At 42.3% G+C, this 12,701-nt stretch carries 11 protein-coding genes; all 11 read right to left on the bottom strand.

The features are described 5' to 3' along the window. Positions 1-34: 34 nt before the first annotated feature. Positions 35-670, bottom strand: coding sequence for a uracil phosphoribosyltransferase (upp, locus tag RFX69_RS12575; protein ID WP_001007343.1), 636 nt, complete (start codon positions 668-670; stop codon positions 35-37). Positions 671-770: 100 nt separating this feature from the next. Further along, positions 771-2,267: an NADH-quinone oxidoreductase subunit NuoN gene (nuoN, locus tag RFX69_RS12570; protein ID WP_001011955.1), complete on the bottom strand. Its 1,497-nt coding sequence runs from the start codon at positions 2,265-2,267 to the stop codon at positions 771-773. 2 nt (positions 2,268-2,269) lie between these two features. Beyond that, complete coding sequence (nuoM, locus tag RFX69_RS12565; protein WP_000429844.1) at positions 2,270-3,868, bottom strand: NADH-quinone oxidoreductase subunit M; 1,599 nt, start codon at positions 3,866-3,868, stop codon at positions 2,270-2,272. 1 nt (position 3,869) lies between these two features. Further along, positions 3,870-5,759 carry an NADH-quinone oxidoreductase subunit L gene (nuoL, locus tag RFX69_RS12560; RefSeq protein ID WP_000121137.1) on the bottom strand — a complete coding sequence of 630 codons (1,890 nt, stop codon included), beginning with the start codon at positions 5,757-5,759 and terminating at the stop codon, positions 3,870-3,872. Further along, positions 5,756-6,064, bottom strand: a complete 309-nt coding sequence (nuoK, locus tag RFX69_RS12555) for an NADH-quinone oxidoreductase subunit NuoK (RefSeq protein ID WP_000529822.1) — start codon at positions 6,062-6,064, stop codon at positions 5,756-5,758. The genes nuoL and nuoK overlap by 4 nt, the downstream gene beginning before the upstream one ends. Further along, positions 6,064-6,582, bottom strand: coding sequence for an NADH-quinone oxidoreductase subunit J (nuoJ, locus tag RFX69_RS12550; protein ID WP_014205902.1), 519 nt, complete (start codon positions 6,580-6,582; stop codon positions 6,064-6,066). The genes nuoK and nuoJ overlap by 1 nt, the downstream gene beginning before the upstream one ends. Further along, the gene (gene nuoI / locus RFX69_RS12545; RefSeq protein WP_000276693.1) at positions 6,582-7,124 is read right to left on the bottom strand and encodes an NADH-quinone oxidoreductase subunit NuoI; all 543 of its coding nucleotides are present in this window, start codon (positions 7,122-7,124) and stop codon (positions 6,582-6,584) included. Before nuoI ends, nuoJ begins: the two co-directional genes overlap by 1 nt. Before the next feature lie 18 nt (positions 7,125-7,142). Next, positions 7,143-8,159 carry an NADH-quinone oxidoreductase subunit NuoH gene (gene nuoH / locus RFX69_RS12540; RefSeq protein ID WP_001070989.1) on the bottom strand — a complete coding sequence of 339 codons (1,017 nt, stop codon included), beginning with the start codon at positions 8,157-8,159 and terminating at the stop codon, positions 7,143-7,145. A gap of 3 nt (positions 8,160-8,162) precedes the next feature. Continuing rightward, complete coding sequence (gene nuoG, locus RFX69_RS12535; protein WP_000190953.1) at positions 8,163-10,847, bottom strand: NADH-quinone oxidoreductase subunit NuoG; 2,685 nt, start codon at positions 10,845-10,847, stop codon at positions 8,163-8,165. Positions 10,848-10,858: 11 nt separating this feature from the next. Further along, positions 10,859-12,190: an NADH-quinone oxidoreductase subunit NuoF gene (nuoF, locus tag RFX69_RS12530; RefSeq protein WP_001091095.1), complete on the bottom strand. Its 1,332-nt coding sequence runs from the start codon at positions 12,188-12,190 to the stop codon at positions 10,859-10,861. Then, entirely contained in the window at positions 12,187-12,696 is a 510-nt protein-coding gene (nuoE, locus tag RFX69_RS12525) for an NADH-quinone oxidoreductase subunit NuoE (protein ID WP_000973142.1), read from the bottom strand. Before nuoE ends, nuoF begins: the two co-directional genes overlap by 4 nt. Between the last annotated feature and the right edge of the window lie 5 nt (positions 12,697-12,701).

Raw genomic sequence — 12,701 nt, 5'->3', positions numbered from 1 at the left:
TTAATGAAGTCTCTTTTTATCGTTATTTCAAAAATTAGTCTTTTTGAACACTACCAAAAATCTTGTCACCAGCATCGCCTAAACCTGGAACAATATAACCATGTTCATTTAAGCCATTGTCAATAGATGCAGTATAAAGCTGAATATCAGGATGTGCTGCCTCTACTTTCGCGATTCCTTCAGGTGCTGCAACTAACACCATAACACGGATATCTTTACATCCACTTGCCTTTAATACATCAATAGCAGCAACTAAAGAATTACCTGTTGCCAACATTGGATCAATGATCATGGCAATACGGTTAGCGACATCAGGAACTAACTTTTTATAGTAAGTACGTACTTCTAGAGTTGCTTCATCACGCTCAAGCCCTAACACACTTACTTTTGCACTTGGAATTAGGTTAAGCACACCATCAAGCATACCGATACCTGCACGCAAAATCGGTACAATCGTTATTTTTTTACCCGCGATACGCTGAGTAGTAACATTGCCAGCCCAACCTTCAATCTCACAATCCACAACTGGTAAGTCTTTCGTCGCTTCATATGTCAATAACATAGTCACTTCCTGAGCAAGCTCACGGAAATTCTTAGTACTGATGTCAGCACGACGTAATAAACCTAATTTATGACGAATAAGTGGGTGACGAATTTCTTGAATGGCCACAGATGTTACCTAAAAATATAAAAACGTATTTATTATAATCTTTTTTTAACTATCAATAAAAAAAAGCCTCCATATTTGGAGGCTTTTTTGTACACAAGAATTATTGTTGCTGAGAAAGCATGAAATGTAATGGAGATAAAATTTCTGCTTTTAATGCCAAATTAATCATTGGATCTGGATAAACACCCAAAATAATAACTAATGCAGCAGCAGCCAATACCATTAAACCACCCACTTTTTGTCCCCAATGTGCATCAGCATCAATACGAGGAGTTTCAGGTGGAGTCATATACATAACAACCATCACACGTAAGTAGTAATACAAACCAATACCACTACCCACAATAATCATTGCAGCTAAGAACCAGTGTTGAGTTGTTACAGCAGCCATAACAACCAAGAACTTACCAATGAAGCCTGCTGTTAATGGAATACCAGCCAAAGATAACATCATGACTGTTAATGTTGCTGTAAGTACTGGACGGCGCCAGAACAAACCACGGTAGTCTGCAAGGCTTTGCGCTTCATCTACGTTGTTATATGGGCTAGACATTAACGCTACTGCACCAAAAGCACCAATAGTCGTTAATACATAAGTCACCACATACACAGTTACGCTGCCCAAGCTTGCATATGTCATGCTGATTAAAGCAATTAACAAATAACCAAAGTGAGCAATAGATGAATAACCCAAAATACGCTTTAAGTTGACCTGACGAACAGCGAGCAAGTTACCGACTAAAATTGACAATACGGCAATGATTGTCAAAACAGTCACTAGCGAGTTCACCATGATTGCGCCAGAAGCAAGCAAATAACGTACGAACAAACCAATTGTTGCAACTTTAGCAGCAGTCGCCAAGAACGTTGCCATTGGAGCCGGTGCACCTGCATATACATCTGGTGTCCATTTATGGAACGGTGCAAGCGACAATTTGAATGCAACAGCGAAAATAATAAGTGCTAAACCTAATAACACCATTGGCTGTTTGATTGCGCCAAATAAAGCTTGTACAGAATCATAGAATGAAAGCGAACCAGTGTAAGCGTAGATATACGCCATACCCATCAACAACATTGCAGAAGCTGTCGCAGAAAGTACAAGGTACTTAATCCCTGCTTCAAGCGACTGACTACGTTGATATGTATAAGCAAGTAAACCGTATACAGGAATCGACATTAACTCAAGGCTAATGAAGAATGATGCATAGTGTGAACTTGCAACCATCAACATTGCCCCTGCTACAGAAGCAAGTAACAGAAGATAGAGTTCTTCGCGGTTGTCTTTATAAGTCTCAATATATGCATGAGACAAAGTACAGCAAGCCAATGATGCAACTAAAATCATGAATTGATAGAACATGGTAAATGGATCAACCATAAACATGCCCATCACATTTGCCGGCACAAATTTGCCGCCAAATAATTCTAACAAGATATAAAGTGCAGCAAGGTTTAAACCGACAACAGAGGTTGTTGCGATTAAATTATGGTTACGCTTAATTGAAATTAACAGCATGACGACGACTGCTGTCAAAGCAACAATCATCACCGGTGCTAAAGGCATAAGCGTAGAAAATGATACTGTGAAGTTCATGATTATTGGATCTCCACATGGTCAAGTTGAGTAGCTGTTTGCTGAACAGTTTCAACGACTTCTTGTACTGGTACATAACTATTGACCAACCACTGCATGCTTGAATGAGATACATCCAAGAATGTTTGTGGATAGATACCAAGCCAAACGAGACCAATCGCACAAATCATCAAAATACTAACTTCACGAGCAGATAAGTCTTTTAATGGACTAGTGTAGTGTTGCTTTTGTTCAGAGTTTGGTTCACCAAACAAAGCACGGTGAATCAAGATCAAACCATACAAACCTGCAAATACAAGGCTGATAGAAGCAATGATCGTGAATACAGGATATTTATTAAATGAACCCATCAAAATCAGGAATTCACCAATAAAGTTACCTAAACCTGGCACACCAACAAGAGCTGCGACGAAGAACATTAAGAAGAACGGTAAATACTGGAGCTGACCACGAAGACCACCCATCAAACGTAAATCACGTGTATGTAAGCGCTCGTAGATTTGACCAGACATAATGAACAATGCAGCTGATGACAAACCATGTGCCAACATCATGATCATTAGACCTTGGAAGGTCAAAATATTACCTGCATAAATAGCAAGTAAAACGAAGCCCATATGTGAAATCGACGTATACGCAAGTAAACGTTTCATATCAGTTTGCTGGTAAGCACACCACGCGCCGTAGAAAATACCAATCAAACCGAAAATAATTGCAATATCTGCAAACTGTGCAGAAGCTGCCGGGAAGAATGGAATTACAAAACGAAGCAAACCGTACGCTGCTGTTTTAATCAAGATACCAGCCAAGTCTACAGAACCCGCTGTAGGTGCTTGAGCATGGGCATCCGGTAACCAGCCATGCAATGGGAAAACTGGTAACTTCACTGCAAAACCAATAAAGAAGCAGATCATGAAACCATACGCGAAGCCAGCAGGTAAACGATTCGCTACAGCTAATAAATAGTTGTAATCAAAACCGATCATACCAGTCATCATGTAACCATAAACCACAAGGCCAAGGATACCGATTAACATTACTAAACCAGCGATTTGCGTATATAAGAAGAACTTGGTTGCAGCGTAAACACGTGAACGACCGTTTGAACCCTTATGACCCCATAACGCAATCAAGAAGTAGATTGGTACAAGCATCATCTCCCAGAAGAAGAAGAATAGGAACAAATCAATTGCCAAGAACACGCCGATAACGCCCCCTAAACTCCATAACAAGTTTAAGTGGAAGAAACCAACATTCTTTTGGATCTCCCCCCATGAACAACCAACAGCAAGTACACCAAGTAAAGCTGTTAATAACACCATGAGTAAAGACAAGCCATCCACTGCTAGGTGAATGCCAATACCGAGAGATTGAATCCACGGTAAATAAAACTCAGCTGTCCAAGTTGGGACTTTTGAGCCTAACTCGTAGCTATAAGTACCACTTTGCCAAAGTGCAAGACCTAAGCCCAACGTAATGAGCATACCAATTAAGGCGATCCAGCGTGGCAAAGTTTTGTCGAGTTTATCGACTAACCAACAAGTAAAACCTGCAATGAACGGAACAAGGATCAGCGCGGGTAAAATTAAATTGTTTTCCATTTTATTTCCCCACTACCTGAATAACGATCAAGATCATCAATAACACCACTACACCGAGTGACATACTTGATGCGTATTCACGCAATGAACCTGTTTGACGTGAGCTTGTGAAACTGTTTCCGCCTTTAACAAGCGCAGGAAGAACAAGCCATAAGCTGTCAATCGGATCACGACCAAATAGTTTGGCGAAGAATAAATAAGGTTTAACAAAAACGATGTCATACAACGCATCGAAACCAAATGCAGTACGACAAATATGAGCTAAGCCAGCACCAAGACTTGTTTTTGCAAACGATTTTACTGCACCGTAAGCAAATGCAAATAGACCAATACCAACAGCTAAACCAACAAGCGCGATACCTACTGCTAAATGCTCTGCCCCATGCATGCCTTCAACAAATTGTTCAGCAACATGGAATTCAGGAATTTTTGCCGTATTCAAAATATTTGCCACCGGAGCTTTTAATGCAGCACCAACAAAAGTAGACAATACAGCTAAAATACCTAATGGAGCCCAGTAAGTAGCACCTTTAATCTCATGGTAATGTGTATTTTCTTTACCGAAGAATACAACCCAGATTAAACGGAAGGTATAGATTGAAGTCAGGAATGCACCTGCTACACCAGCCCAATATAAGCTGTTATATAAAGCAATCGATTGACCTTGTACCCAAACCTCACCGAGAATCGCGTCTTTAGAGAAGAAGCCGATAGTTAAGAATGGGATAGCCGCTAATGCACCGCCACCAATCGCAAAACATGCAAATAGGAATTTGTTTTTGTAGAACAAACCACCCATTTTGAAAATATTTTGTTCGTGATGGTAAGCAAGAATAACTGCACCAGAAGACAAGAATAATAATGCTTTGAAGAATGCGTGAGCCAACATGTGGAACAAGCCAGCTTGATACGCTTCAGCACCTACAGCCATAAACATATAACCAAGCTGACTCATAGTTGAGTAAGCTAAAATACGTTTGATGTCTGTTTGTACGAGAGCAGCAAAGCCTGCAACTAATAAAGTTACAGCCCCTGTTACCGAAATGAATTGCATCACTTCAGGTGCAAGTTCAAATACGCTGAATAGACGGCAGCACAAGTACACACCAGCTGTTACCATTGTTGCTGCGTGGATTAATGCAGAAACAGGTGTAGGACCTGCCATCGCATCTGCTAACCATGTTTGCAATGGAATTTGTGCAGATTTACCAGCAGCACCCAAGAACAACATTAATGCAGTCCAGATAGTAAGTGACGAACTCTTCGTCATTACTTCTGCTGCATGTTCAACGATATACTGAGTATTAAGCGTACCAAATTGTTGGTAAAGCAAGAATAAAGCGATAAGTAAGAATACGTCACCTACACGGGTAACTGTAAATGCTTTGATCGCTGCCCAACCATTTGCTGGATTTGCATAATAGAAACCAATCAGCAAGTAAGAGCATAGACCTACGCCTTCCCAACCTAAGAATAACAACGCTAAGTTGTCACCCAACACAAGCAAAAGCATGCTTGCAACGAACAGGTTGAAGTAAGAGAAGAAGCGCGCATACCCTTCTTCACCACGCATGTACCATGATGCAAAGATGTGGATTAGGAAACCAACACCCGTGATCATGCCCATCATGAGTAAAGATAAGCCATCTAAATGTAAGCTAATGCCAGGCGCGAAACCACCAACATTGAACCATGTCCAAAGATTTTGAACAAAAACTTGCTGGCCGCTACTGGTAAATGCCATACCAGCAATCAATGCAAATAATGCAGATAAACCTACAGAACCTACACCAATAATTGCTGCAACATTTTCAGAGAGCTTATCACGCCCAGCCGCCAATAAAATAAAACCGATTAGCGGAAATAATACTGTTAGATATAAATAACTCATCCGCGCATCTCACTAGCAGCATCCACATCCAAATGATGGAAGCGATGATAGAACTGAAGGACAATCGCAAGACCGATACACGCCTCTGCAGCAGCAAGGGTTAAAATCAGAATAAACATGACTTGTCCATCTGGTTGTGCCCATACGCTACCCGCAAGAACGAATGCTAACGCTGCAGCATTCATCATGATCTCAAGGCTCATTAACATAAATAAAAGGTTGCGTCGCACCATTACACCGTAAAAACCGAGTGCAAAAAGAATGGTTGCAACAATCAAACCATGTTCTAAAGGGATCTGGCCCATTATTCTTTTTCCTCTTCTGCACCTGGTTCACGTTTACCTAAGTGGTATGCTGCAACAAGGGCTGCTAGCAATAACATCGCGGCAACTTCAACCAACAATAAATAGTGTGTAAAGAGCGCTTGACCAACAACTTTTGGTCCAATTACTTGTGCTCCAAGTGGTGCAGAGATGGTTGTATATTCACCACCGAGCATCCAAACTAAAAGTAAGCCAAGTAAAAAGCTCATGAGTGCTGGATATGCCCAAGCATCTGAAGAAAGCCATTTACGTTCTTGTTCAACTGTGTGTTGCCCTAAGTTAAGCATCATCACAACGAATACGAACAAGACCATAATCGCACCAGCATAAACAATGATTTCGAGGGCGCCGGCAAACGGCGCACCTACGATCATGAAAATACCAGCAACAGCAAGCAATGAAACAATCAGACTAAGCAATGCATGTACAGGGTTCGTGTTAGTCACTACACGAACCGTAGAAACGATGGCCACGAGCGCCATCAAATAAAACGGCCACATCATGGTAATAGACTCCGTACATCGATTGGTGCACTTTCTTTTTGTGCTTGACCTTTCTCTTTACCGTTAATTGCCATACCAGTTACACGGTAGAAGTTATAGTCTGGGTATTTACCTGGACCTGAAATGAGCAAGTTTTCTTTCTCATATACGAGGTCTTGACGTACGTATTCGCCCAACTCGAAATCTGGAGTTAGCTGAATCGCTGTAGTTGGACATGCTTCTTCACACATACCGCAGAAGATACAACGAGAGAAGTTGATACGGAAAAATTCCGGATACCAACGTCCATCTTCTTTTTCAGCTTTTTGCAGTGAAATACAGCCAACCGGACATGCAACCGCACAAAGGTTACATGCCACACAACGCTCTTCCCCATCCGGGTCACGTGTCAAGATAATACGACCACGATAGCGAGGTGGTACAATTTCCTCTGCTGGTACTTCTGGATAAAGAATTGTGTCACGTTTACGGAAACCATGGGTAAATACCATGAATAACGTCCGAACGATTGACCCAACTCCAGCTAGAATTTTATACATTTTGTACTCCCTGCTGTCTTAGGCCTGATTCATCAGAATCACAGCACCAGTTACCAATAGGTTAACCAACGCCAGCGGCAAACAAATTTTCCAACCGAAGTTCATGACTTGGTCGTAACGTGGACGCATTAAAGAACCACGTGCCAATACAAACATCATTACGAAGAATGCTGTTTTAATCACAAACCAGAACACTGGTGGAACAAATGGAATTTCTAAATTAAATGGAGCTAACCAGCCACCAAAGAATAAAGTCACGATCAATGCAGAGATAAGTACAACGTTTACATATTCAGCAACGAAGAACATACCCCATTTCATACCGCCATATTCAACATGGTAACCTTCGGCCAATTCTTGTTCTGCTTCAGGTTGGTCAAATGGGTGACGGTGAGTTACCGCAACACCTGCAACAACGAAAATCAAGAAACCTAAGAACTGTGGAATGATGAACCAAACATCACGTTGAGCTTCAACAATTTCACGAAGGTTAAATGAACCAGCGATTGCAACCACACCCATTAGCGAGATACCCAAGAACACTTCATAAGAAATTGTTTGAGCAGCTGAACGCAAACCACCGAGTAATGAATATTTGTTATTTGATGACCAACCACCGAATAACACTGCATAAACCGCAATACCAGCCATTGCCATAAAGAACAACAAACCGATGCTCATGTCCGCAACACCCAATGCAGGGCTTACAGGAATAACCATGAACGAAAGCACCGCAGTTGCCATCGCAACTGCCGGAGCTAAACGGAAAGTTAATTTATCAGCAAATTTTGGTGTCCAGTCTTCTTTGAACATGATCTTAAGCATGTCGGCAACGATCTGGAACATACCACCAGGACCAACACGGTTTGGACCATAACGGTCTTGCCACCAAGCAAGCAAACGACGCTCAATGAAAGACATCAACGCTGCAACAAGAACAACAACAAGCAAAATCACAACTGCTTGAACAACAGCGTAAGCAATTGGCCAGTTCTCAGCCCAAAGTGGCGTTTGACGTATAATTTCTTGATTCATGAATTACACTCCTAATGCCACTGAAACAGGTTCAGCTAAAGATACTGTCGGAGCTAAACCAACTGGGTAACCAATATAACCTGTAGGTAAATATTCGATTACTTGTACAGGTAAGCTCACAGTTGTTTCGCCTGCTTTTACTGTAATACGTTGGCCTTCTTGTAGATTCAAACGTGTTGCGTCTTGTTCGCCCACAGCAAATACAGCTTCAGGAATACGAGTTTCCATTGCAGGTGTTTTAATTGTGAATTCACCAGAACCAAAGATATGGTGCATTGGTACAAGACGGAAGCTTTCAGGATTTGCAACTACAGCTGTTGGAGCGACATAGCTACGTGCTGGACGTTTTGCTAAACGGTCGAATAAACGAACGCCTGAATCACCACCTTTTAAGTGACCACCCACTTCATCTTGGTATTTGTTCCAAGATTGTGGAGAGTTCCAACCTGGTGCCCACGCAAATGGTACAAGCGAAGAAGCTTTTTGCGGACCTACATAACCTTCCATAGAGAATGTTAATGCTGAGTCTGGATCTGTCGGTTGTTTAGGTTCATGAACCGATAAAGGCGCACGCATTGCTGTACGACCAGAATAACGACGTGGTTCACGAGCAATTTTCAAACCATGTACACGGTAGCCAGCGTCTGGCGCAACATCTTGAATTGCTTCAAGTACTGGAACGTTCTTCACGATTGTTTCGATTACGTCGTCAAGTACTGTCCAATCAATTGGCTTGCCTTTAAGGCCAGTTTCAATGGCATGCAACCAACGCCAAGATTCTTTAATCGCGTATTCAGGTTTGTAGTAGCTTGGATCGTAAACTTGGTAGAAGCGTTGTGCACGACCTTCTTGGCTTACGACAGTACCATCACCTTCAGCAAAGCTTGCTGCTGAAAGTACAATATCAGCCTGTTTCACAGTTTCAGTTTCACTATGGTCAAGCACGATTACTGTTTCAGCTTTATCAAGTGCTGCTTTAACTTGAGCGGCCGGTAAACGACGGAATAAGTCATTTTCAACAATAACAAGTGTGTCGTAGTCTTGAGCAAATGCTTGTTCAAGGCTTAAGCCACCAAATAATGCCAAGCCCATAGAGTTCACTTCAGGAACAACAAGGCTTAAACCAGCTTTTGAGCCAAGGTTTTGCGTTAACTCTGCTGCTGCTTCCATAATTGAAGCATCTTGCAAGCTCGTACCCGCAATAATTAACGGTTTATTTGCTGCTTTTAAAGTGTCGGCAATAGTTTGAGCAAATGCTTTTGCATCGTCATCTAAACCATTAACTGTTTCGCCTTTAACTGCCGCAGCAACTGCAAAACCTAAACGTGCAATATCATTTGGTGATGCAACAACTTCACCAGTCGCAACATCCGCAAGGCGAGTTTGAGTTGCAGCCAAGATATAGATCGGGGATTTCGCTTCCTGACCAATACGTTGTACAGGCTCAGCCAACCAGTCCGGTGTACGTGTTTTTGCAGCCATTTCGCGAGCTTTATTTTTTGCAGCTTGACGAACTGACAATGCCATACGTGGAGCAGTTTGAGTTAAATCTTCACCCAAAATTAATACTGCATCGTAGCTTTCAATTTCACGCATGTTCGGGTTGTAAATACCCTCTGTTTGCATGATTGAAGCAGCAAGTTCAACGAGACTTTGCTCTTTTTGTGCAACACCTGTTGAGTAGTTTGCTTGGCCCACTAGTTCACGCAATGCGTAATTTGATTCTAAGCTTGCACGTGGCGAACCGATACCTAGAACTTTTTTACCTTCAAGTTTCGCAATTGTTTGGTCCAACGCTTGGTCAACAGAAACAGTAGCTACTGTTTCGCCATTACGGAACTGAGGTTGACGTGGACGATCTGCACGGTTTACATAACCTGTGCCAAAACGGCCTTTGTCACAAAGGAAGTATTGGTTAACCGAACCATTGAAACGGTTTTCTACACGACGGATTTCGCCATAACGCTCACCCGGAGAGATGTTACAACCTGAAGAACAGCCATGACACACGCTTGGTGCATATTGCATATCCCATTTACGGTTATAGCGCTCTGAATGAGTCTTATCGGTAAATACACCAGTTGGACATACTTCAGTCAAGTTACCAGAGAATTCAGACTCTAAAGTACCTGATTCTGGACGACCAAAGTAAACACGTGATGCATTGGCATATACACCAAAGTCTGTACCGCCTGCATAATCTTTGTAGTAACGAACACAACGATAACAAGCAATACAACGGTTCATTTCATGTGCAATGAATGAGCCTAGTTCTTGGTTGTAATGTGTACGCTTAGTAAAACGATAGCGACGACGGTCGTGACCTGTCATTACAGTCATATCTTGTAAATGACAGTGACCACCCTCTTCACACACTGGACAGTCGTGTGGGTGATTGGTCATTAAGAACTCAACAATAGATTCACGGAAATCTACTGCTTCTTTGTCTTCAATCGAAATATAGGTATTGTCAGATGCTGGTGTCATACATGACATCACAAGACGTCCGCGCGTATCTTCAGGATTTGCATACTGAGTTACGGCACATTGACGACATGAACCAACAGAACCTAAGGATGGGTGCCAACAAAAATACGGAATATCAATGCCAAGGGATAAACATGCTTGTAGCAAGTTTTCTGATCCATTGACTTCGTACGATTTTCCATCGACATGAATTGTAGCCATAGTCGAATCCCTTAAGCTTGTTCTACGTTGCTAGTTTGCACGACAGGACGATCAGTCACTTTCGCTTCAAACTCGCTACGGAAATGTTTGAGTGCGCCCATAAGCGGCTCCATCGCACCTGGTGCGTGGGCACAGAAAGTTTTACCAATCCACAATTTACGAGTAAGTTCTTGTAAGTGGTCGATATCTTCTTTCTTACCTTCACCTGTCTCAAGTGCTTTAAGCGCTTTAACAGCCCATGGCAAACCATCACGGCAAGGTGTACACCAGCCACATGATTCACGCGCAAAGAATTCTTCCAGATTACGGGTCAACGACACCATACATTGGGTCTCGTCTACCACCATTAATAAACATGTTCCTAAACGAGAACCTGCTTTCATAATGGTTTCAGCATCCATTGGTAAATCAATGGTGTCTGCCGGTAAAAAGTCAGTAGACGCACCGCCTGGTAACCATGCTTTAAGCTTCAAGCCATCACGCATACCACCAGCATGTTCTTCGATTACTTCACGTGCAGTCGTACCAAATGGTAGTTCCCAAAGACCAGGGAATTTTACTTTACCTGACGCACCATAAATCTTTGTGCCCGGATCTTTTGATTTACCTGCTGATAAACCGATATACCATTCTGGACCACGAAGCATGATTGCTGGCAAGTTGTTATAAGTCTCAACGTTGTTCACAATCGTTGGGCGACCCCATGCACCAGCAACTTGCGGGAATGGTGGTTTAGTACGTGGGTTAGCACGGCGACCTTCAAGTGAGTTAATCAATGCAGTTTCTTCACCACAAATATAACGACCTGCACCAGTGTGCACGTGTAACTCGAAGTTCCAGCCAGAACCTAAAATATTGTCACCTAAGTAACCTTTAGCGCGGATTTGCTCAAGCGCTTCATTTAGGTATTGTGCAGCCTCGATATATTCACCACGAATAAAGATATAACCCTGAGTTGCTTCTAGGGTATAACCTGCAATCAACATACCTTCGATCAATTGGTGAGGAAGTTTTTCCATCAACAAACGGTCTTTAAAGGTACCTGGTTCCATCTCATCGGCGTTACAGATCAAGTAACGTGGACCGCCATCATTTGGCGCCATAAGAGACCATTTGATCCCTGCAGGGAAGCCTGCACCACCACGACCTTTTACAGTTGCAGCTTTAATGACTTCAAGCACTTCAGCAGGTTTCATACCTAATGCTTTTTTAAAGCCGGCATAACCTTCAAGTGCTTCGTAATCGTCAGCACTACGTACCGATTCTTGTTTGCTTAAACGCCAAGTCAGTGGATGAGTTTCCGGATTACCGTCGCCATAAATTGGTTTTGGTTCAGTATTCATACATACTTCTCCAATAACTGTTTGATTGATGTCACTTCTACTAAACCGTGAGTATCTTCATCAATCATTAACGTTGGGCCTTTGTCACAGTTGCCTAGACAGCAAATTGGAAGCAGCGTAAAACGACCATCTTGTGTCGTTTGACCAAACTGAATACCTAATTCGCGTTGGAATGCTTCAGCAAGTGTTTCAGCACCCATCAAGAAGCAAGCAATTGAGTCACAAAGCAAAATTACGTGGCGACCTACAGGTTGGCGATAGATACGGTTGTAGAACGTTGCTACACCTTCCAAATCTGCAACACTAATCGTCAATAATTGTGCGATGGCGTTCATTTGAGCATCATCTACCCAGCCATTACGGCGCTGTACGCACTTTAATGCATCTAAAGAAGCTGCACGTGGGTATGGATAGTGACCAATGTGATGTTCAATTTCGTGGATTTCTTCAGCAGTCAAAATCCCTTCAACATTCACACGTGGTTTTTTATCAGTCAGAATCATCATTTTGC

Origin of the sequence: Acinetobacter sp. 148 (assembly GCF_031196675.1) — a bacterium.
GTDB lineage: Bacteria > Pseudomonadota > Gammaproteobacteria > Pseudomonadales > Moraxellaceae > Acinetobacter > Acinetobacter baumannii.
The sequence above is the reverse complement of the archived record's forward strand: the minus strand, read 5'-3'. Positions and strand labels throughout refer to the sequence as shown.